Origin of the sequence: Pleomorphomonas sp. T1.2MG-36 (genome assembly GCF_950100655.1) — a bacterium.
Lineage (GTDB): Bacteria > Pseudomonadota > Alphaproteobacteria > Rhizobiales > Pleomorphomonadaceae > Pleomorphomonas.
The window spans coordinates 146,274-168,815 of the sequence record NZ_CATNLY010000012.1 but is presented as its reverse complement, the minus strand read 5'-3'; the positions used below and the strand labels follow the sequence as shown (position 1 = coordinate 168,815).

General features: G+C 64.0%; 17 protein-coding genes. 16 read left to right on the top strand and 1 reads right to left on the bottom strand.

The window, feature by feature from the left end:
- The first annotated feature begins 3 nt into the window (after window positions 1-3).
- Window positions 4-2,118 carry a glycogen debranching protein GlgX gene (gene glgX, locus QQZ18_RS07730; RefSeq protein WP_284539747.1) on the top strand — a complete coding sequence of 705 codons (2,115 nt, stop codon included), beginning with the start codon at window positions 4-6 and terminating at the stop codon, window positions 2,116-2,118.
- Window positions 2,119-2,162: 44 nt separating this feature from the next.
- Window positions 2,163-3,794 (top strand): alpha-D-glucose phosphate-specific phosphoglucomutase, encoded by a 1,632-nt coding sequence (locus tag QQZ18_RS07725; RefSeq protein WP_284539745.1) that lies wholly within the window; start codon window positions 2,163-2,165, stop codon window positions 3,792-3,794.
- Window positions 3,795-3,889: 95 nt separating this feature from the next.
- Here the strand turns inward: QQZ18_RS07725 and QQZ18_RS07720 are convergent, their stop codons facing one another.
- The gene (locus QQZ18_RS07720) at window positions 3,890-5,155 is read right to left on the bottom strand and encodes a TadE/TadG family type IV pilus assembly protein (RefSeq protein WP_284541009.1); all 1,266 of its coding nucleotides are present in this window, start codon (window positions 5,153-5,155) and stop codon (window positions 3,890-3,892) included.
- Window positions 5,156-5,471: 316 nt separating this feature from the next.
- Between QQZ18_RS07720 and panC the strand changes: the two genes are divergently transcribed.
- The 14 genes from panC to QQZ18_RS07650 all read left to right on the top strand — a co-directional run bounded on the left by panC (window position 5,472) and on the right by QQZ18_RS07650 (window position 22,490).
- A complete protein-coding gene (gene panC, locus QQZ18_RS07715; protein WP_284541008.1) occupies window positions 5,472-6,326 on the top strand; it encodes a pantoate--beta-alanine ligase in 855 nt (284 codons plus the stop codon).
- A gap of 38 nt (window positions 6,327-6,364) precedes the next feature.
- Complete coding sequence (gene panB, locus QQZ18_RS07710) at window positions 6,365-7,186, top strand: 3-methyl-2-oxobutanoate hydroxymethyltransferase (protein ID WP_284539743.1); 822 nt, start codon at window positions 6,365-6,367, stop codon at window positions 7,184-7,186.
- 577 nt (window positions 7,187-7,763) lie between these two features.
- A complete protein-coding gene (locus QQZ18_RS07705) occupies window positions 7,764-8,795 on the top strand; it encodes an amino acid ABC transporter substrate-binding protein (protein ID WP_284539741.1) in 1,032 nt (343 codons plus the stop codon).
- A 223-nt stretch (window positions 8,796-9,018) separates the two neighbouring features.
- Complete coding sequence (locus QQZ18_RS07700; RefSeq protein ID WP_284539739.1) at window positions 9,019-10,218, top strand: amino acid ABC transporter permease; 1,200 nt, start codon at window positions 9,019-9,021, stop codon at window positions 10,216-10,218.
- An 11-nt stretch (window positions 10,219-10,229) separates the two neighbouring features.
- Entirely contained in the window at window positions 10,230-11,372 is a 1,143-nt protein-coding gene (locus tag QQZ18_RS07695) for an amino acid ABC transporter permease (protein ID WP_284539737.1), read from the top strand.
- Between the two features lie 46 nt (window positions 11,373-11,418).
- Window positions 11,419-12,186, top strand: a complete 768-nt coding sequence (locus tag QQZ18_RS07690; protein ID WP_284539734.1) for an amino acid ABC transporter ATP-binding protein — start codon at window positions 11,419-11,421, stop codon at window positions 12,184-12,186.
- A gap of 257 nt (window positions 12,187-12,443) precedes the next feature.
- A complete protein-coding gene (gene uraH / locus QQZ18_RS07685) occupies window positions 12,444-12,806 on the top strand; it encodes a hydroxyisourate hydrolase (protein ID WP_284539732.1) in 363 nt (120 codons plus the stop codon).
- Window positions 12,807-12,810: 4 nt separating this feature from the next.
- On the top strand, window positions 12,811-14,301 hold the full coding sequence (gene xdhA, locus QQZ18_RS07680) for a xanthine dehydrogenase small subunit (RefSeq protein ID WP_284539730.1): 1,491 nt from the start codon (window positions 12,811-12,813) through the stop codon (window positions 14,299-14,301).
- Window positions 14,301-16,628: a xanthine dehydrogenase molybdopterin binding subunit gene (xdhB, locus tag QQZ18_RS07675; protein ID WP_284539728.1), complete on the top strand. Its 2,328-nt coding sequence runs from the start codon at window positions 14,301-14,303 to the stop codon at window positions 16,626-16,628. Before xdhA ends, xdhB begins: the two co-directional genes overlap by 1 nt.
- Entirely contained in the window at window positions 16,625-17,656 is a 1,032-nt protein-coding gene (gene xdhC, locus QQZ18_RS07670) for a xanthine dehydrogenase accessory protein XdhC (protein WP_284539726.1), read from the top strand. The genes xdhB and xdhC overlap by 4 nt, the downstream gene beginning before the upstream one ends.
- Window positions 17,657-17,777: 121 nt before the next feature.
- Window positions 17,778-19,322, top strand: a complete 1,545-nt coding sequence (locus QQZ18_RS07665) for an ABC transporter ATP-binding protein (RefSeq protein WP_284539724.1) — start codon at window positions 17,778-17,780, stop codon at window positions 19,320-19,322.
- Window positions 19,322-20,410 carry an ABC transporter permease gene (locus QQZ18_RS07660; RefSeq protein WP_284541007.1) on the top strand — a complete coding sequence of 363 codons (1,089 nt, stop codon included), beginning with the start codon at window positions 19,322-19,324 and terminating at the stop codon, window positions 20,408-20,410. The genes QQZ18_RS07665 and QQZ18_RS07660 overlap by 1 nt, the downstream gene beginning before the upstream one ends.
- Complete coding sequence (locus QQZ18_RS07655; protein ID WP_284539722.1) at window positions 20,403-21,317, top strand: ABC transporter permease; 915 nt, start codon at window positions 20,403-20,405, stop codon at window positions 21,315-21,317. Before QQZ18_RS07660 ends, QQZ18_RS07655 begins: the two co-directional genes overlap by 8 nt.
- A 102-nt stretch (window positions 21,318-21,419) precedes the next feature.
- Window positions 21,420-22,490 (top strand): BMP family ABC transporter substrate-binding protein, encoded by a 1,071-nt coding sequence (locus QQZ18_RS07650; protein WP_284539720.1) that lies wholly within the window; start codon window positions 21,420-21,422, stop codon window positions 22,488-22,490.
- Window positions 22,491-22,542 lie beyond the last annotated feature (52 nt).

Here is a 22,542-nt window from a genome sequence, read left to right as displayed (position 1 = left end):
CCGATGACGCTGTCGATTCGGTCCGGGCGACCGTATCCCTTGGGTGCACAATTCGACGGGAATGGCGTCAACTTCGCCATCTTCTCGGCCAATGCGACACGCGTCGATGTCTGTCTCTTCGAGCCGCTCACTGGTTTCGAGCATGCGCGCCTGACGTTGCCCGAATGCACCGACGAGGTGTTCCATGGTTACGTTTCGGGGATAGGGGTCGGCACCGCCTACGGCTTCCGCGTTCACGGGCCCTACGATCCGGAGCGTGGCCACCGGTTCAATCCGCACAAGCTGGTGATCGACCCCTACGCCAAGGTCCTGACGGGTCGACTTCGCTCGAACGACCTGATGGCCGGCTATCAGCCGGTGACGCTCGACGATGCCAGCTTCGACACCCGCGACAGCGCCCGGGTGGTGCCGAAGGCGCTGGTCACCGATTCCAAGGTGCCGCCCTGCGTCAGCTTCCGGCCGGCGCGCCCGTGGCGCGACACCGTGATCTACGAGGCCCACGTGCGTGGGCTGACCATGCAGATGCCGAGATTGCCGCGTGCCAAGGCCGGCACCTACGAAGGGCTCGGCGCGCCAGAGACCATCGAGCATCTCACGAAGCTCGGCATCACGGCCATCGAGCTGATGCCCATCCAGGCCTTTCTCGATGACGGCTTTTTGACCCGCAAGGGGCTGGTCAACTACTGGGGCTACTCGCCGCTTTGCTATTTTGCGCCCGAACCACGCTACGATCACAGTGCTCGGGACGTATCGGTCATCGGCCGCGTGCGGGACATGGTGCGTGCCCTGCACGAGGCCGGCATCGAGGTTCTTCTCGACGTCGTCTACAATCACACCGGCGAGGTCGACCAGTTCGGACCGACCCTCAGCTTCCGCGGCATCGACAACGCCAGCTATTACCGGCTCAATCCCGATCGGCCCCGCTGGTACATCAACGATACTGGTACCGGCAACACGCTGAACGCCGGCCATCCGCGCGTGACGCAGATGATTCTCGATTCGCTCCGTTACTGGGTCGAGGCGATCGGCGTCGACGGTTTTCGTTTCGATCTCGCCACTTCGGTGGGGCGCGAACCGCATGGGTTCGATCCCGAGGGCAGCTTCCTGACGGCTTTGAGGCAGGACCCGCTGCTGTCGACCGTGAAGCTGATCGCCGAACCGTGGGACATCGGCCCCGGCGGCTACCAGCTCGGCAATTTCCCCCCGGGTTTTTCCGAGTGGAACGATCGCTTCCGCGACACGGTGCGCGCCTTCTGGCGCGGTGACGAACTGGTGGCGCCGGAGCTGGCGGCGCGGCTGCTGGGCTCGCCCGACCGTTTCGACCGCTCCAACCGGCGTCCGTCGGCGTCCGTCAACTTCATCACGGCGCATGACGGCTTCACGCTGAGAGATCTGGTTTCCTACGCGTCCAAGCACAACGAGGCCAACCTCGAGGACAACCGGGACGGTCACTCCGACAACCACTCGGCCAACTACGGTGTCGAGGGGCCATCTGCCGATCCGGGCATCGTCGCCACGCGCAAGCGGCAGATGCGCAACATGCTGGCGACGCTGCTTCTGTCGCAGGGCACGCCGATGTTGCTGGCCGGCGACGAGTTGGCCAACAGCCAGTTTGGCAACAACAACGCCTACTGCCAGGATAATCCGGTCGGCTGGGTGACATGGGGGCAGGCCGACGACGCGGAACTGGCGAACTTCGTGGCCTATGTCGTCCGTCTGAGGCAATCCCATCCGGTGTTCCGGCAGACTCGCTTCCTGCATGGAACGCCAAGGGCGCAGGACAACCTTTCCGATGTCGAATGGATTGCCGTTTCCGGGCGCCCGATGACGAGTGGCGACTGGAACAGCCATGAGTGCAAGGCGTTCGGCGTATTGTTGCGCGACTCGGCATTGCCGCACGCCGAGGCTGACGGCGAGGCTGTCTATCTCATGTTGAACGCGCACCGCGCCAATCGCCGCTTCCACCTGCCTCCGACGCGCGACGAGCACAGCTGGAAGCCCGTCCTGACGTCCGACATGCCGACCGGGCGCCCCGCCGCCGCGACGCCGCGTCGCGCCTGGCAGGCGGTGGAAGTGCCGGGTCGCACCTTCCTCGCTTTCGTGGAGGTAAGGGCTTGAGTAATTGGTATAGAATGACATTGCCTCTCGGGGAGTGACAGGGAATGCAGATCAAGACAATCGCCACCAAGCCGATCGACGGCCAGAAGCCTGGGACCTCGGGCCTCCGCAAGAAGACCAGGGTCTTCATGCAGCCGGGCTATCTCGAAAACTACGTCGAAGCGATTTTTGCCGGGGTCGGCGGCGTCACCGGCAAGGTGCTGGTGATCGGCGGCGACGGCCGGTTCTTCAACGACAAGGCCATCCAGGTCATCATCAAGATGGCGGTCGCCCATGGCGCCAAGAAGCTGGTGATCGGCAAGGGCGGCCTGTTCTCGACGCCAGCCGCCTCCAACGTCATTCGCAAGCTCGGCGCCTTCGGCGGCATCGTTCTGTCGGCCAGCCACAACCCGGGCGGTGAAGAGGGCGACTTCGGCATCAAGTTCAATGGCTCGAACGGCGGGCCGGCACCCGAGACCGTCACCGATGCCATTTTCGCGGCGACCAAGACCGTCACCGAGTATCGCGTCGCCGACATCGCCGACATCGATCTCGATCGACTCGGCATCTCCACGGCGGGCGAGACGGAGATCGAAGTGGTCGATCCGGTCGCCGACTACGTCGAGTTGATGGAGAAGCTGTTCGACTTCGACAAGATCGCCGCGCTGATCAAGTCGGGCTTCACGTTGCGCTTCGACGCCATGCACGCCGCCACCGGCCCCTATGCCAAGGCGATCCTCGAGGGCAAGCTCGGCGCTGCGCCGGGCAGCGTCATCAATGCCGTGCCGCTGCCCGACTTCGGCGGTGGTCACCCCGATCCGAACCCGATCTACGCCAAGGATCTCTACGACTTCATGGCATCGCCCGGCGCGACCGATTTTGGTGCGGCCTCGGATGGTGACGGCGATCGCAATATCGTCATCGGCAGGGGCGCCGTGGTGACGCCGTCGGACAGCCTGGCGCTGCTTGCCGCCAACGCGCATCTCGCCAAGGGCTATGCCAAAGGGCTCGCCGGTGTCGCCCGTTCCATGCCGACGTCCTGCGCCGTCGACCGTGTCGCCGCCAAGAAGGGGCTTGATTGCTACGAGACGCCGACCGGCTGGAAGTTCTTCGGCAATCTTCTCGACGCGGGCAAGGTGACGCTGTGCGGCGAGGAGAGCGCCGGTACCGGTTCCGACCATGTGCGCGAGAAGGACGGTCTGTGGGCGGTGCTCCTGTGGCTCAATATTCTCGCCGTGCGTGGCGAGAGCCTGAAGGCCATCCAGGAGAAGCACTGGGCCGAATACGGCCGCACCTTCTACACGCGACACGACTATGAGGCAGTGGATACGGCTGCTGCCGAAGGGCTGGTGAGCAGGCTGCGCGACATGATGCCGACATTGCCCGGCACCAAGGTGGCCGGCCTGGAGGTGGCGAGCGCCGACGACTTTGCCTACAACGACCCGGTCGACGGCTCTGTGACCAAGAAGCAGGGCCTTCGTATTCTGTTCAAGGGCGGCGAACGCGTGGTGTTCCGCCTGTCGGGCACCGGTACCGAGGGGGCGACGTTGCGCGTCTACCTTGAAAGCTTCGAGCCGGATGTGAGCAAGCATGGCCTCGATGCGCAGGTCGCGCTGGCCAAGGTGATCGAAGCGGCCGACAAGCTGGCCGAAATCAAGGCTCGCACCGGCCGGCAGGCCCCGGATGTCATCACCTGAGGGATGGCATTTTCTAGTGAGTGCATTTTCGGCGAACTGTGTTTGCCCGAAATGCTCCGAGACGAAGCCCGGGGCCGTAGCTCCGGGCTTTTTCGTCAGTGCGACAGGAAGACGCCGTCGGTCGTTGTCGTTGTCGTCGTCGAGCCATTGGGAATGGCCGTCGCATGGGGGGACAGATTCCAGGTCGTCTGGTTCAGGATCAGGGAGTCGGCGACGATCGTGACCTTGTCGAGCGAGGCCGTCATGCCCGAGTTCATGGTCAGTTGACGGGTCGTCAGGTGGATGAGGCCCGACAGTTCATGCCCGGGGCTGTCGTTCCACGGCCATTGCGACACGCCGCTGTTGGAGGGGTTCTCGTACATCAGGATGTTGGCATAAGTGCCGCTCGTCGGCGCGGTGAGATAGGTACCGGCTCCGGAGTTGAACTGGAACTTCGACTTGTCTGCGAAATAGAAGGTGACGCCGGTTCCCTTCAGCGTTCCCTGGATATTCCAGTCGCCACCCTTGATGATGTAGAGGCCGGGGCTGAACGTCGAGACGGTCTTGGAGCTGTTGAAGTTGACGCCACCGCAATGGACCCCCGGCTCGAACGAATAGGTGGCGGTGTCGATGTTGCGGCTGTTGAAGTTGCAGGCGCCGACCGTGACGGCCGGCAGGGTTGCGGCGTAGGGATCGTTCGCCGGCGAGCAGCTCTTTTCGAGGTTGGGGTGGGTGCCGCCATTGTCGATGATGCTGGCGCTCTTGATGCAGATCTTCTTCGAGTTGATCGTCGTTCCGGAGTTGAATATTGCCGCGCCGCTCGCGCTCGACTGCACGTGAATTTCACAAGCCGTGGCAAGGACCGTGGCTCCGGAGTTGACCAGCAGTGCCTGCGAGTTCTTCGAGGTGAGCAGGATGCAAACCGTGCCGGCCGGCGCAGTCGCCGTGGTCGTCTTCGGCGTGGCCTTGGCGGTAACGCCGACCGACATTTCGTTCTTGCCGATGATCCCCATGAAGGAGAGCGGCACGGTGATGGTTGCCGTGCCGGAAACGCTGCCATCGGCGTTGCGGGTGAAGCTGGATCCGAGATTCTCCTCGGCGACGCCGGTATCCGTCAGATTGACGGCAAGGGTTGCCCGACCGGCTTCCACATAGCCAGAGCCGGTCGTCAGCGCGGCGCGGATGGTTGCCTGGTCGAGGGCGCCTTGCAGGATTTCCCTTGCGCGCAGCGTTTGGGCCAGATCGACGGCGGCGCCGACCGCTACCAGGAGCGCCACCAGGGCGATCGCCATGACAATGCCAATGGAGCCGCGGATGTCCGCGACGAATGCACCCGGATCGAGACGCTTAGCGGACCGGTCGCAAGTGCGGTGGCCAGACATCATTCAACCTCATGCAGGTCTCGGCTGCGGTATGTAGTTTACGCAACCCCTAGGATATCGTTGCTGATCTCGCGGATAAAACCGCACGGAGCAGCCTTTTGTGACATCTTGAACGTTACGATATGAATAACTCGCCAGCCAAACTCCTAAAATTCTACACAATTGCGAATAAACAGGAAACGCTCGGCGGGGAGGGCGCGATGCTCGCATTTCTCGACCGCCTTTTTGCCCTCCTGCCTAATTCTTGGGTGACAAAGCGTTTTTCACGGCATTAAAAGGGCGCACCAAGCGAATGCCGCTGGAGGGAAGATTGCCGCTGGAAACCGTGACCACGATTGCCGGGCTCCGCGATCGGCTGAAGCCGGCGCGGCGGGCGGGGAAAAGCGTCGGTCTGGTGCCGACCATGGGCTATCTTCATCGCGGCCACGCCAGCCTCGTCGACCGGGCAAGGGCCGAGAATGACGTCGTCGTGACGTCGGTGTTCGTCAATCCGTTGCAGTTCGGGCCCAACGAGGACTTTGCTCGTTACCCGCGCGACCTCGATGCCGACCGCAAGCTGCTCGCCGCCCACGGCGCCGACATCGTGTTCGCGCCGTCGGTCGAGGAAATGTACGCGCGTCCTATCGTCACCCACATAGAAGTGGAAAGTCTCTCGGCTTGCATGGAGGGGGAGCGCCGGCCCGGCCATTTCCGTGGTGTCGCGACCGTGGTCGGCAAGCTGTTCAATATCGTCCAGCCGGACCGTGCCTATTTCGGCGAGAAGGACTATCAGCAGCTTCAGGTGATCCGGCGCATGGTCGCCGATCTTTCCTTCCAGCTGGACATCGTCGGCGTGCCGACGGTGCGCGATGCCGACGGTGTCGCGCTGTCGTCACGCAACGTCTATCTGTCGGCGGACGAACGCGCCGCCGCGCCCGTTCTCAGTCGCTCGCTCGCCGCGGCCGCCAAGGCCATTGGCACCGGTCTCGCGGACCCAGGCAAGATCGAGGCGATCATTCGCGGGGTTCTCGACGCCGAACCGCTCGCCGAGCCTGACCTCATCGCCATCGCCGCGGCGGACACGCTTGAGCCGATCGACCCCAAGACTCCGCCTCCGGCGATTGCACTGATGATCGCCGTTCGTATCGGTCGCACGCGCCTCATCGATCAGCGCGTTGTCGCCGTTTCCTGAAGAGACACAGCCCGGACCCCGTTCCCGGAGGTTTTGAGATGAGTGCTCCCGTCCGCTCCCGCCGTACCTCGGTCGCCGATATCAAGGCCCTCAAGGGTGTGCGGCCCATCGTCAGCCTGACCGCCTATACGGCGCCGATGGCCGCGCTGCTGGACCCGCATGTCGATTTCTTGCTGATCGGCGACTCGCTCGGCATGGTGGTCTACGGTTTCGACACCACGCTACCGGTGACCCTCGATCTGATGATCGCCCACGGCGCCGCCGTGGTCCGCGGCTCGACGACGTCGCTGGTGGTCGTCGACATGCCCTTCGGCTCCTACCAGGAAGGGCGCGAGCAGGCATTTCGTTCGGCGTCGCGCGTTCTCGCCGAGACGGGCGCCCAGGCGGTGAAGCTCGAAGGTGGCGAGGAGATGGGCGAGACCATCCGCTTCCTCACCGAGCGCGGCGTGCCGGTGCTCGGCCACATCGGCCTGACGCCGCAAATGGTCAACGTCTACGGCGGCTACAAGACGCAGGGGCGCAACCAGTTTCAGGCCGCCAAGATCAAGGCGGACGCCCGCACGGTGGCCGAAGCCGGCGCCTTCGCTTTCGTGATCGAGGGAACGATGGAGCCGCTTGCCCGCGAGATCACCACGGAGGCACCGATTCCTGTGATCGGCATCGGTGCATCGCCCCAGTGCGACGGCCAGATCCTGGTCAGCGAGGACATGCTCGGCCTCTACAACGAGTTCATCCCTCGTCACGTCAAGCGTTTCGCCGATCTCGGAGCCGAAGTGTCCAAGGCGGCGGCCGCCTACGCCGAAGAGGTCAAGGCGCGCAGCTTCCCTGGCCCGGAGCACACCTTCCAGCCCAAGGCCTGAGCCGGATTGGACAAAGTGATGAGCTTCACCCCCGACCTTGCGGGGCGGGGTGGAGTCTCATGTGCGTCCATCATTGACGCAACGTGGCGGCGCGCCGCGTGTCAGACTCCGTAAAAACGCGAAATCATGAGCGTCTACGTGGAAACGCGTGGCGATGCCGTCGCCTTTTTCAGAATTCGCCGGTGAGGTTTTTGATCTGTGTTGAGTAGGTGTTCCAGATCTTCTTAAGTAACCTGATGCTTGGACAAAAAATAATCTATTTGCTCATTTCGTAGGCGATGTTTCGATTATCATTTGCGCATGTGTAGTTCGTGTTCATTTCAAGGCGCTTTACGATTGACCATCGGCATAATTTGTAATCTAGTAATTGAGAAGCCTGTCGGTTTGGCGGGCGTGGAGCGGCTTCCAACGGTTTCTATGCCTCCGCTTTGCTGGCGAAGGATCGATCGACGGGAGTTGCTTCAGGAACGGGCTTGGCGGATTGGGTGCGCTCCGGCGCTCTGGCAATCGAGGCGGGTGTCGAAAAAAACAAAAGCACCTACACGCCGGGTCTCTTTGGTCATCAGGGGAGACATTCATGCGTTCCAACACACTCAAGACTCTTCTGCTCGGTGCCGCTTTCGTGGGGAGCGGCGTTCTTGCCGCTTCGGCCGGTACCCTTGATGAGGTCAAGGCCAAGGGTTTCGTGCAGTGCGGCGTCAATGGCACCGGCCTTGCCGGCTTTGGCGCGCCCGATGACGCCGGCAACTGGAAGGGCCTCGATGTCGATGCCTGCCGTGCCGTCGCCGCCGCCGTCTTCGGCGATCCGTCCAAGGTGAAGTTCACCGGCCTTTCCGCCAAGGAACGCTTCACGGCCCTGCAGTCGAAGGAAATCGACGTGCTGGCCCGCAACTCGACCAACACCATGAGCCGCGACACGCAGCTCGGCATCACCTTCACCGGCACCAACTACTACGACGGCCAGGGCTTCATGGTGAAGAAGGCGCTCGGCGTCTCCTCTGCCAAGGATCTCAATGGCGCCTCGGTCTGCGTGCAGTCCGGCACCACGACCGAACTGAACCTTGCCGACTACTTCAAGTCGAACGGCTTGACCTTCAACGCCGTGGTGTTCGAAAAGCAGGAAGAGGCCGATGCGGCCTATGACGCCGGCCGGTGCGACGCCTATACCACCGACGCCTCCGGCCTCTATTCGATCCGTCTCAAGATGACCAACCCGGACGACAGCATCGTGCTGCCGGAAATCATCTCCAAGGAGCCGCTCGGGCCGGCCGTTCGCCAGGGCGACGACCAGTGGGAGTCCATCGTCCGCTGGAGCCACTACGCCATGTTGATCGCCGAGGAATTCGGCGTGACCCAGGCCAATGTCGACGAAATGAAGAAGTCGGAAAACCCCGAGGTGCAGCGTCTTCTCGGCGTTGGCGAGGGCGTCGACTTCGGAACGCCGATTGGCCTCAACAAGGACTGGGCCTACAACATCATCAAGGGTATCGGCAATTACGGCGAGTCCTTCGAGCGCAATGTCGGCGAGGGTTCGCCGCTCAAGATCGCTCGCGGCCTGAACGCTCTTTGGACGAAGGGCGGCCTGCAGTACGCTCCGCCGATCCGCTGATCGGGTAGGCGAGGGGAAGCGCCCGGAGTGGGCGCTTCCCATCTTTCGTATCAATGGGATGCGTCGGCTCATGCCGCGCCTGGCATGGTCGTCTTCGGCCGGCGAGGCGGAGGTGTGCCTGCTCGACCGCTCGACCAATCGTGGCACGACCGCGGGCGGCGCTCCTTGCGTGTGATAAAAAGTGCTTTCGGCGCCTGCCTGGCGCCCACTCTCGAGGCCTGACATGACGCTCCGAGACAAGACGGCTGGCGAACCGCCTCGATCCTGGGTTCGTGCCGTTCTTTACGATGAGACGATCCGTGGCTGGGTGTTCCAGGGGCTGGTGCTGTTGGCCCTGATCCTGTTCGCCATATGGGTGGTTCACAATACGGCCGCCAACTTGCGGGCCGCCAACATCCCGTTCGGCTTCGATTTCCTCAACATGCGGGCCGGCTTCGACATCTCGCAGAAGCCCATCGACTACACGCTGGACTCCTCGCACGCCCAAGCCTTCAAGGTCGGTCTTCTCAACACGATCATCGTGTCGGTGCTCGGTATCGTCTTTGCGACGATCATCGGCTTCGTCGTCGGCATTTCCCGCTTGTCCAGCAACTGGATGCTGGCGAGAGCCGCCACGGTCTATGTCGAAACGCTGCGCAACATCCCGCTGCTTCTCCAGCTTCTGTTCTGGTACAAGGCGGTGCTCTCGGTCCTGCCGGGGCCGCGGCAAGGCTATATGCTGCCGTTATCGACCAATCTCTCCAATCGCGGCCTGACCATGCCGCGGCCGATCGTCGGCGAGAGTTTTGACGTCGTCATGTGGGGCCTCCTGGCGGCTGTCGGCATAGCTTGGGCCTTGGCGCGCTGGGCCCGGCGCCGACAGGCGGCGACCGGTCGGCCCTTCCCGGTCTTCCGGGCTTCGCTTGGTATCGTCATCGGGCTGCCGTTGGTTGTTTTCCTCGCTCTCGGCGCGCCGCTTTCGTTCGAACTTCCCGAACTCAAGGGCTTCAACTTCGTCGGTGGCATGGTTGTCCACCCCGAACTGATCGCCATGCTGCTCGGCATCTCGCTCTACACCGCGTCCTTCATCGCCGAGACGGTGCGCGCCGGCATCCTCGCCGTGTCCTCCGGGCAGACCGAGGCGGCGGAGTCCCTCGGTCTTCGCAACCGGCAGACGATGCGCCTCATCGTCGTTCCCCAGGCCATGCGGGTCATCATCCCGCCGCTTACCAGCCAGTACCTCAACCTCACCAAGAACTCGTCGCTTGCGCTCGCCATCGGCTATCCGGATCTGGTGGCGGTGTTCGCCGGTTCCACGCTCAACATCACCGGCCACGCCATCGAGGTCATCGCCATCACCATGGCGGTCTATCTCGCCCTGAGCCTCATCACCGCTGCACTGATGAACTGGTTCAATGCCCGCGTGGCGCTGGTGGAACGCTGAGGGAGACGGTCATGAGCCGCATCGAAACAGATACCGTCTTCGTCCGCCGCGACTTCCTGGAGCCCGAAGCGCCGCCGGCGTCGCTTGGCGGTTTCCCCGGCTGGGCACGCAAGCACCTTTTCTCCTCGCCCCTCAACATCGTCATCAGCCTGTCGATGCTGCTTCTGTTGGCCTGGCTGCTGCCGCCGCTCATCCGCTGGCTGTTCGTCGACGCGGTCTGGACGGGCACCAACCGCGAGGCCTGCCTGCCGAAGGATGGCGAGACGGTGGGGGCCTGCTGGGCCTTCGTCAACGCCAAGCTGGCCCAGTTCACGTTTGGCTCCTACCCCGCCGATCAGCGGTGGCGACCGTCGTTGGTGATGATCGGCTTCTTCCTCGGTCTCGCCTGGGTGGCAATCCCCAGGATGCCGCGCCGACGCGAAGGCGTGTGGCTGATGCTGACCGCCTTCCCGGTTGCCACCTTCTGGCTGCTCTACGGTGGACTCGGGCTGCCGGTCGTCGAGACGTCCAACTGGGGCGGCCTTTTGGTGACGCTGGTCGTGGCGATCACCGGCATCGTCGCTTCTCTGCCGCTCGGCATCCTGCTGGCGCTCGGTCGGCGATCGAAACTGCCCTTCATCAAGATCGTGTCGGTGGTGTTCATCGAGGTCTGGCGCGGCGTCCCGCTCATCACTGTGCTGTTCATGGCGTCGGTGATGCTGCCGCTGTTCCTGCCCACCGGCGTCAACTTCGACAAGCTTCTGCGCGCCCTGATCGGCGTCGCCCTGTTCACCGGCGCCTACATGGCCGAAACCATTCGCGGCGGCCTTCAAGCCATACCCAAGGGGCAATATGAAGGCGCCGCCTCGCTCGGCCTGGGCTACTGGCAGTCGATGCGCCTGATCATTCTGCCGCAGGCCCTCAAGATCGTCATTCCCGGCATCGTCAACAGCTTCATCTCGCTGTTCAAGGACACCTCGCTGGTGATGATCATCGGCCTTTACGATCTCCTCGGATCGATCCAGCGGAACTTTTCCGACGCAAACTGGTCGACGCCGTCGATCGCCCCGACGGGCCTGATCTTCGCGGCTGCCGTTTTCTGGGTTTTCTGTTTCTCGATGTCACGCTATTCCATGTACATGGAGAGAAAGCTCAACACCGGACGCAAGCGATAGCCGGCCATCTTTTTCGCCGCCCGCCTGCCGCCAAAGGGACCTATTCATGGCCGACACTGCCTTAGCCTCCACGCCTGCTTCCGAGACCGCCGTTGAAATGATCGGCGTCAACAAATGGTTTGGCGAATTCCATGTGCTGCGCGACGTCAATCTCTCCGTCAAGCGCGGCGAGCGCATTGTCATCTGCGGCCCGTCCGGTTCGGGCAAGTCGACGACCATCCGCTGCATCAATCGCCTGGAGGAGCACCAGAAGGGCAAGATCACCGTCGATGGCATCGAGCTCACCAACGACCTCAAGCGCATCGACGAAGTCCGGCGTGAAGTGGGCATGGTGTTCCAGCACTTCAACCTGTTTCCCCACTTGACCATTCTCGAAAACTGCACGCTGGCGCCGATCTGGGTGCGCAAGATGCCGAAGAAGGAAGCGGAGGAGGTGGCGATGCACTTCCTCACCCGCGTCAAGATTCCCGAGCAGGCGCACAAGTACCCCGGCCAGTTGTCGGGCGGCCAGCAGCAGCGTGTCGCCATCGCCCGCTCGCTGTGCATGCGGCCGAAGATCATGCTGTTCGACGAGCCGACCTCGGCCCTCGACCCCGAGATGGTCAAGGAGGTGCTCGACACCATGGTCGGCCTCGCCGAGGAAGGCATGACCATGATCTGCGTGACCCATGAGATGGGCTTCGCCCGTCAGGTCGCCAACCGCGTCATCTTTATGGACCAGGGGCAGATCGTCGAGCAGAACGAGCCCGAGGAGTTCTTCTCCAATCCCAAGCACGAGCGCACCAAGCTGTTCCTCGGCCAGATTCTGCACTGATTTTTCGGCGGGCGTCGGCGGCTTTTTCGCTCCGGCGCCCGTTTCGTATCCTGATTCTTCACTTTAAAAAGTCGTGCGACAGGTTTGGTTTATCATACTATTTTCTGTCCGATCCTCCGTGGTTTCCGACTGGAAAACCCGCGATCGGCCGGTCTGTTTCCGGAAATGGGCCTTCCTAAAGGCCGCAAGTCGTGCCAGACAAAACGTCTGCGACAGAAGCCGGCTTTCTGCCGGCGCCAACAGGGAAGGGCTGAGCGTTGGCTGAGGGGCGTCTGACGACCCATGTGCTCGACACGGCGGCCGGCCGCCCGGCTGCCGGCTTGAGGATAGAGCTCTGGGCGGTTCGTCCGGATGGTGCTCGCGACCTTGTTCGCGAGGCGATCACCAACAATGACGGTCGTATCGATGGCGCGCTGCTCTCCGGCGCCACGTTCGTCATTGGCACCTACGAATTGGTCTTTCACGCCGGCGACTACCTGCGCGCGGCTGGCCATGCCCTTGCCGATCCTGCTTTTCTTGACATCGTCCCCATCCGTTTCGGTATCGCCGACGCCTCGGCCCACTATCATGTGCCGCTGCTGATCTCGCCTTACGGATATTCAACCTATCGCGGGAGCTGAGCCCATGCGCGACTCCATCCGCATCGTCCGTCGGGGGCGGATCGTCGAAATCGACGATATCGGGCCGACAGAGACGTTGCTTGACTACCTGCGCCTCCGGGAACGCGCCACCGGCACCAAGGAGGGCTGCAACGAGGGCGATTGCGGCGCCTGCACCGTCGTTATCGGGGACTGGAAGGATGGCCGGGTCGTCTATCGTCCGGTCAATTCGTGCATCCAGTTCCTCGGTGCGATGGACGGCAAGGAAATCGTCACCGTCGAGGACATCGCCTGGCCAGACGGCCGGCTGCATCCCGTGCAGCAGGCGATCGTCGATGCCCATGGCTCACAGTGCGGCTTCTGCACGCCCGGCATCGTCATGAGCCTTTTTGCGCTCTACCATCAGGAGGGCCGCGACGGCCCGCTGCCGCGCGACGAGATCGTCACCGCGCTCGCTGGCAATCTCTGCCGCTGCACCGGTTACCGCCCCATCGTCGATGCCGCGCTTGCCGCCATGGCTGACCCGCCGGCCGATCGCTTCGTCGAGGCCATGCCGCAGACCGCCGGTCTCCTGCAGTTTCTCGCCGATGGCCAAGACGTGTTCATCGGTTCCAACAACGCCTTCTTTGCTGCGCCGGCCAGCCTCTCGGCGCTGGCGCAACTGGTCGTGAAATACCCCGAGGCGACGCTTCTCGCCGGTGGCACCGACGTCGGGCTCAAGGTCACCAAGGGCATGCGCCCGATCTCGCAGGTGATCCATGTCGGCCGCGTTTCGGCGCTCCGGCAGATCGAGGATGTCGGCGACGCACTGATTCTCGGCGCCGGCGTGACCTACGAGGACGCTGCCGGCGTCTTCGCCGATCTCGATCCCGACCTCGGCGAGCTCATCCGTCGCGTCGGCTCGCGGCAGGTGCGCGCGGTCGGTACCATCGGCGGCAACATTGCCAACGGTTCGCCGATCGGCGACATGCCGCCGGCGCTAATCGCCCTTGGCGCCACGCTGGAACTGGCCCATGGCGAGGATGGCCGGGCGTTGCCGCTCGAGGACTATTTCATCGCCTATGGCAAGCAGGACCGTCAGCCGGGTGAGTTCGTTGCCGGCCTCCTCGTGCCCAAGCTGGCGCCGAACCAAGTGTTTCGCGCCTACAAGATTTCCAAACGCTTCGACGAGGACATCTCGGCGGTGATGGGAGCATTCCGCTTCACCATCGACGATGGCGTCATCACCGAAGCGCGCATCGCCTTTGGCGGCATGGCGGCGACGCCCAGGCGCGCCCTCAACGCCGAGGCGCGCCTGACCGGCGCTCAGCCGGCGCGGGCGGCGAGCTGGGGGGCGGCCATCGAGGCTCTTGGCGAGGACTATGCGCCGATTTCGGACATGCGCGCCTCGTCGGCCTACCGCATGGAAACGGCGAAGGCGTTGCTTGCCAAGGCACTGGTCGAATGTGCCGGCGCGCCGACGAGCCGCACCCGCGTCATCGGCCGCCGCGAGGCCCCGGAATCGGAGGTTGCCTGATGAACGCGCCGGAGTCCGAGATTCCCGAGGCGGCCGTCGAACGAGTCGTCCATCGCTCGACCGCCCATGACAGCGCCGTGCTGCATGTCACCGGTCGCGCCATCTATATCGACGACATGGTCGAGCCGACCGGTACGTTGCACCTTGCGCCGGGCTTCTGCCCGGACATGGCGCGCGGCCGCATCCGCGACATCGATCTGTCCCGCGTCCGGCAGGCGCCGGGCGTCGTCGCCGTGCTGACGGCGGCAGATATTCCCGGCCGCAACGACTGGTCGACGTCGATCGGCGGCGACCCGATCCTCGCCGACAAGGAGGTGGAGTTCTGGGGCGAGGTACTGTTCTGCGTCGTGGCCGAGACGCGCGACGCTGCCCGCCGGGCGACGCGGCTGGCTCTGTTCGAGGGCGAGGCGGAGCCGCCGGTGCTGACGGTCGAGGAGGCGAAGGCCAAGGGGCTGCGCGTGCTCGATGACTACGGCTATGGCCGTGGCGACGTCGCGCGCTCCTTCGCCAGCGCCCAGCGGCGATTCGACGGCGTCATCCGCAACGGCGGGCAGGAGCATTTCTACCTCGAAGGGCAGGTCGCCCTGGCGATTCCCGGCGAGACGGGCGACGTGCACGTCTATTCGTCGACCCAGCACCCGTCCGAGGTCCAGCATTGCGTCGCCCACATGCTCGGCCTGCCGAGCGCCATGGTGACGGTGGAAGTCCGGCGCATGGGCGGCGGCTTCGGCGGCAAGGAAAGCCAGGCGAGCCAGTGGGCGTGTCTTGCCGCGCTGGGTGCGAGGGTTACGGGGCGGCCGTGCAAGCTCCGGCTCGACCGCGACGACGACATGGTGATGACCGGCAAGCGGCATGACATGACGACGGCCTTCTCCGTCGCCTACGACAGCTCGGGCAAGATCCTGGCCGCCGACATCGATTTCATGGCCCGCTGCGGCTACTCGGCCGACCTCTCGGGGGGCGTCAACGACCGCACGCTGTTCCACGCCGACAATGCCTATTTCTATCCCAACGTCGCGCTGAAGTCGGAGCGGCTGAAGACCAACACGGTGACCAACACCGCCTTCCGCGGTTTCGGCGGCCCGCAGGGCGTCCTCGCCGCCGAGCGCATCATGGACACGCTCGCCATCGTCACCGGCATCGATCCGCTGGAGATCCGAAAGCGCAACTTCTACGGCCCCGGCCGCGATGTGACTCCCTACGGCCAGAAGGTCGAGGACAACATCCTGCCCGAACTGGTGGCCGATCTCGAGCGCTCCTGCGATTACTCCAAGCGCCGGCAGGAATGCCGCGCCTTCAACTCGAAGAATCGCATTCTTCGCAAGGGCATCGCGCTGACGCCGCTCAAGTTCGGCATCGCCTTCACGCTGACCCATCTCAACCAGGCGGGAGCATTGGTGCACGTGTACGCCGACGGTTCGGTCCATCTGAACCATGGCGGCACCGAGATGGGGCAGGGGCTCAACACCAAGGTGGCGCAGGTGGCGGCCGAAGCGTTCGGCATACCGCTCGACCGGGTGCGTATCACGGCCACCAACACGTCCAAGGTGCCGAACACGTCGGCGACGGCCGCCTCGTCCGGCTCAGATCTCAACGGCATGGCGGCGCTCGCCGCCTGCGACGAGATCAAGCAGCGGATGATCGCCCATCTGACGGCGACAACCAATGCGCCGCCGGAGAGCGTGGTGTTTGCCGACGGCCGTGTTAGTCATGCCGGCGGCTCGCTGTCCTTCGCCGATCTGGCCAAGTCCTGCTACGAGGGCCGCGTCCAGCTTTCCGCTTCCGGGTTCTATTCCACGCCCAAGATCCACTGGGATCGCCAGAAGGCGGAGGGGCGTCCGTTCCTGTATTTCGCCTACGGAGCTGCCTGCGCCGAGGTGACCATCGACACCATGACGGGCGAGATGAAGGTCGATCGGGTGGACATCCTCCACGACTGCGGCCGATCTCTCAATCCGGCGATCGACATCGGTCAGATCGAGGGCGCCTTCGTCCAGGGCATGGGCTGGCTGACCACCGAGGAACTGGTGTGGGACGACAAAGGCCGGCTCGCGACGCATGCGCCGTCCACCTACAAGATCCCGACGGCCGGCGACGTGCCGACCGTCTTCAACACCCGCCTCTGGGAAGGCGCCAACCGCGAAGAGACCATCCATTCCTCCAAGGCGGTTGGCGAGCCACCGCTGATGCTGGCTTGCTCGGTGTTTTCGGCTGTCTTCGACGCGGTCGCCAGCCTGAAGCCCGGCGCGGTTCCGCCACTTGACGCGCCGACGACGCCCGAGGCGATCATGCGGGCCGTGTCGGTCATGCGGCGGGGCGAGGCATGAAAGAGATCTTCGCCCCGCTTCATCGTCTCCTGACCCGTGACGGCGTCGCGGCTCTGGTGACGGTTGTCGGGGCGAAAGGGTCGACGCCGCGCGAAGCCGGCGCTCGCATGGTGGTGTCGATCGCTGGCGCGATCTCCGGTACCGTCGGCGGCGGCAGGCTGGAACTCGATGCGATGGAGCGCGCCATCGCAGCCCTGCATGCGGGGCAAGACGGCAGCGAGCGTCTCGATCTGGCCCTTGGTCCCTCCATTGGCCAGTGTTGCGGCGGCGCCGTCAGCGTGATGATCGAGACCTTCACGATTGCCCGGCTGGCCGCTGTCGCGGAACTCGCGAGGGCCGAGACAGCGGGGCCTTTCCAGACGACCGGCCGTTGCGTCGGCAGCGCCCCGATCGAGCGGGCCGTGATCGGGGCCGAGCGACGCGAGCCGACAGCCATCATCGACGATGGCCGGATCGACGAGAGTTTTGGCGAGCCCTTGCGCGAGTTGCTGCTGTTCGGCGCCGGACACGTGGGGAGGGCCGTGGTGCTGGCGCTGGCGCCGCTGCCGTTCCATGTCCGCTGGATCGACGAACGGCCGCACGCTTTTCCCAATCTGCCGCTTGCCCGGCTCGACCAGGTGGTCGCCGGCACGCCGGCGGCGGAGCTCAAGGCCGCTCCCGCCGATGCCTTCGTGTTGATCATGACCCACGACCACGGCCTCGATCTCGATATTCTGCACGCGGCCTTGTCGGAGGACCGATTCCCCTACGTCGGATTGATCGGCTCGCGCACCAAGCGTGCTCGCTTCGAGCACCGCCTCGCCGAACTCGGCCATCCGGAAACTCATATCAGGGCTTTCACCTGCCCGATCGGTGTACCGGGGATAACCTCGAAAGAACCCGAGCATATCGCCGTTTCCGTTGTGGCAGAGCTGTTGATTGTCGACGAGAAACTGCGTAGGACCCCCGACAGGACGTTCGTTGCCGGAGGGGCGGTCGTTAGCTCAGAAATTAAGCAGCCTGCCCATTTATTCGGACATTCCGGCTGAATCTTTTGGCGCGTCCGATGGGCGAAATCGTGCTTCTATGCTGCACAGAAAATAGACAAAGCGCGGTGAAACGGGGACGACGGCTCTGATGGGCGAAGGGACTGGGGACAGCACCGGAAAAATGCTCCGCCGGGTGGGGGGTGACACGCCGCTTCTTGAGGTCCGTCACGTTACCAAACGTTTTGGCAACTTTACCGCCAACGATGGCGTATCCCTGAAGATCATGCCCGGCGAAATCCATGCGCTGCTCGGCGAGAACGGCGCGGGAAAGTCGACGCTGGTCAAGATCATCTACGGTTCGCTGCAGCCCAACAGCGGCGCAATTCTGTGGAAGGGGCAGCCGGTGACGGTGGGCTCTCCGGCCGAGGCCCGTTCGCTCGGCGTCGGCATGGTGTTCCAGCATTTCTCCCTGTTCGAGGCGCTGACGGTGGCCGAGAACATCGCCCTGGCGCTTCCCAATTGCAGGGCGACGGGCGAACTTGCCGACACCATCGCCCGCGTTTCCAGCAATTACGGCCTGCCGCTCGACCCGAACGCCCATATCGCCGACCTGTCGGTGGGCGAAAGGCAGCGCGTCGAGATCGTTCGCTGCCTTTTGCAAAATCCCGAACTGATCATCATGGACGAGCCGACGTCGGTGCTGACGCCTCAGGAGGCCGACCAGCTGTTCGTGACGCTGCGGCGCCTTGCCGAGGAAGGTTGCGCCATTCTCTACATCTCGCACCGCCTGGAGGAGGTGAGGGCGCTCTGCCACCACGCCACCATCATGCGCCGCGCCAAGGTGGTGGCCGAGGCGGACCCGGCCAACGAGACGGTGAACACGCTCGCTCAGCTGATGGTCGGCAACGAGATCACGCGCGTGACCCGCGAGAAGGGCAAGCTCGGACCGGAAGCCATCCTGCTCAAGGGCTTGACGCAGATCTCGCAGGAAGCCTTCGGCGTGTCGCTTCAGGGCATCAACCTGTCGGTTCGTGCCGGCGAGATCGTCGCCATCGCCGGTATCGCCGGCAATGGTCAGAAGGAACTGTTCGACGCGCTGTCGGGCGAGGAACTGCTCGACAAGGAAGACATGGTCATCTTCGCCGGCGAAGCGGCCGGGCTGATGGACATCAACGAGCGGCGCCTGCTCGGCGCGGCCTTCGTGCCGGAGGAACGCCTCGGCCATGGTGCCGTCCCAGCACTGAAGCTGTCCGAAAATGTCGTGCTCACCCGGCATGGTACCGGCGAAGGCATCGCCCGGCGCGGGTTCACCCGCTTCGGCAAGGCCGGTCGCATCGTCGAGACGGTCACCAGTCTGTTCGACGTCCGCAAGGGCGTGGTCGACCCCGAGGCTCGGTCGCTGTCGGGCGGCAACCTGCAGAAGTTCGTCGTCGGGCGCGAGGTGGAGCGTACGCCGAGGATCCTGATCGTCGCCCAGCCCACCTGGGGTGTGGATGCCGGCGCGGCGGCCGTGATCCGGCAGTCGCTGATCGATCTGTCGCGCAAGGGCGCCGCCATTCTGGTCATTTCGCAGGATCTCGACGAAATCTTCGAGATCGCCGATCGCATCGCGGTCATGTCGCGCGGTTATCTGTCGCGGGCGGAAGATGCCGATACGCTGACGCCGGAAAAGGTCGGCCTGCTGATGGCCGGCGGCGCCGAGAAAAAGGGAGCGGCGGCGGCATGATGCGCCTGGAACTGGTCAAGCGGACCGAGAAGAGCCGGCTGATGAGCGTGTTGTCACCTGTCGTCGCCGTGGCGCTGACGGTGGTGTTCGCCGGGATCGTTTTTGCCGCGCAGGGGCATAGCCCCCTTACGGGCATTTGGTATTTCTTCCTGGAGCCCATCACCTCGCTCTGGGGCCTCGAGCAGTTGATCACCAAGGCCACGCCGCTCGTCATCATCGCGCTCGGCCTTTCCGTCTGTTACCTCTCCAACAACTGGAATATCGGCGCCGAGGGGCAGCTCACCATCGGTGCCATCGTCGGATCGATCCTGCCGATCCTGTTTCCGAATTTCGTCAGTCCGGTGGTTCTGCCGCTGATGCTGTTGATGGCGATGGCCGGCGGCGCGCTGTTCGCGCTGATTCCCGCCAAGCTCAAGACCGTCTTCGGAACCAACGAGATCCTGACCAGCCTGATGCTGGTCTACTGCTCGAACCTGTTCCTGGACTGGATGGTCCGTGGCCCCTGGCGCAGCCCGCAAGGCTACAACTTCCCGATCACCATCGACTTCCACGAGTGGGCGGTGCTGAATGCCGTCGACGTCGGAGGCATCTATCTCAATCTCTCCGCGCCGATCGCTCTGCTCCTCGTCGTCGTCCTGGCGGTGGTGATGCGCTCGACGCTGAAGGGGTTCGAAATTCGCGTTCTGGGGCAGAGCCCGCGCGCGGGCTCCTTCGCCGGCTTCTCCAACCGCCGCATGACGGCTTTCGCCTTCGCCCTGTCGGGCGCGCTGGCCGGCCTTGCCGGCATAATGGTGGTGATGAGCGAGATCGGCAAACTGCAGCCGGTGATTTCGCCGGGTTACGGCTTCACGGCAATCATCGTCGCCTTTCTCGGTCGCCTCAATCCGGTGGGCATCCTGATCGCGGGCCTCGTCATCGCCTCTTCCTATCTTGGCGGCGAGGCCATTCAGACCTCCTTGCAGATGTCGTCCAAGCTCGCCACCGTCATCCAGGGCGTGCTGCTGTTCTTCGTGCTGGCTGCCGATACCCTGATCCTCTACAAGGTGCGCTTGGTCACCGGTCGCGAGGGGGAGGGCGCCCATGCTTGAGGCCATCATCCTCACCATCATCACGGCGGCGACGCCGCTCCTGCTGGCCGCAATCGGCGAACTGGTGGTGGAGAAATCCGGCGTCCTGAACCTCGGGGTCGAGGGCATGATGGTGATGGGAGCCGTCGCCGGCTTCGCCGTGACCATTTCCACCGGCAGCCCTCTGCTCGGCATCGTCGGCGGCGCCATTGCCGGCATGCTGGTTTCGCTTATCTTTGCCTTCGTGACGCTGACGCTGGTTGCCAACCAGGTGGCGTCCGGCCTCGCGCTGACGCTGTTCGGCCTCGGCCTCTCGGGGCTGATGGGCGAAAGCTTCGTCGGCCAGCCCGGCATCAAGCTCCAGAGTCTCGACGTCCCCGGCCTCACCACCTTGCCGTTCGTCGGCAAGATCCTGTTCGGGCAGGATATTCTCGTCTACCTGTCCTTTGCGGCGGTGTTCGCCGTCTTCTGGTTCCTCAACCGCACGCGCGCCGGCCTGATCCTGCGCGCCGTCGGCGACAACCACACCTCGGCCCACGCCCTCGGCTATTCGGTGATCGGCGTGCGGTATCTCGCGGTCCTCTTCGGCGGTGCCATGGCCGGTCTCGGGGGCGCCTATCTGTCGGTCGCCTATACCCCGCTGTGGGTGGAGAACATGACCGCCGGCCGCGGCTGGATCGCGCTGGCTCTGGTGGTGTTTGCCTCCTGGATGCCTTGGCGGGCCGCCATCGGCGCCTACCTGTTCGGCGCGGTGACGGTGTTGCAGTTCCATGCCCAGGCGCTCGGCCTCGGCTTCCCGTCCCAGTTCCTGGCCATGCTGCCCTACCTTGCCACGGTGATCGTGCTGGTTGCCATTTCCGGCAATCGGCGAGCCACGCTGTTCAATACGCCCAGCAGCCTGGGCAAGCCCTTCGTACCCGACCGCTGAGGCGGGAGAGGTTTGCGACAAGCGTCGGCGATACGGTCGGCCGACGCCCTCATTCAAGACCGTGACAGACCGTGGGAAAACCCACACCAGGGGAGAATGAACATGAAGAAACTCGCGCTTCTTGCCGGTACGGCCCTGGCGCTCGCCGTCGGCGCCGTCTCCGGCGCTTCGGCCGCCGACAAGCTGAAGGCCTGCTGGGTCTACACCGGCCCGATCGGCGATTTCGGCTACTCCTACCAGCACGATCAGGGCCGCCTCGCCGTCGAGAAGGAACTTGGTGACAAGGTCGAGACCGCCTACGTCGAGAACGTCGCCGAGGGTCCGGATGCCGAGCGCGTCTTCGAACGCTTCGCCCGCGAAGGCTGCGGCATCGTCTTCGGCACCTCCTTCGGCTTCATGGATGCTGAACTCAAGGTGGCCAAGAAGTTCCCGGACGTGAAGTTCGAGCATGCCACCGGCTACAAGAGCGCGCCCAACATGGGTCTCTACAACGCTCGCTTCTATGAGGGCCGCTACATCCTCGGCCAGATCGCTGCCAAGGAATCGAAGAAGGGCCTCGCCGGCTACATCGTCTCATTCCCGATCCCCGAAGTGGTGATGGGCATCAACGCCTTCATGCTCGGCGCGCAGTCGATCAATCCCGACTTCAAGGTCAAGATCATTTGGGTGAACTCCTGGTTCGACCCGGGCAAGGAAGCCGACGCCGCCAAGGCGCTGTTCGACCAGGGTGCCGACATCATGGTCCAGCATACCGATTCGACGGCCGCCATGCAGGTCGCCGAAGAGCGCGGCCTGAAGGGCTTCGGCCAGTCGTCCGACATGATCAAGTTCGCGCCGAAGGCGCAGATGACCGCCATCGTCGATGATTGGGGTCCGCACTACATCAAGTCGGTCAAGGCCGTTCTCGACGGCACCTGGAAGGCCGATGACGTGTGGGAAGGCATCAAGGACGGCACCGTCCATATGGCCGAGTACGCCAACATGGCCGACGAAACCAAGAAGCTTGCCGAGGAAACGCAGGCCAAGATCGCTGGCGGCTGGAACCCCTTCACCGGCCCGATTGTCGATCAGGATGGCAAGGAGCGCTATGCGGCTGGCGTCGTTGCTCCGGATGGCGACCTCCTGGGCATGAACTGGTACGTCAAGGGCGTCGACGACAAGCTGCCGCAGTAAGCCGCAGCTTCTTCCGTTCCCTTCACATTGATCATGAGGCCGCCTCCGGGCG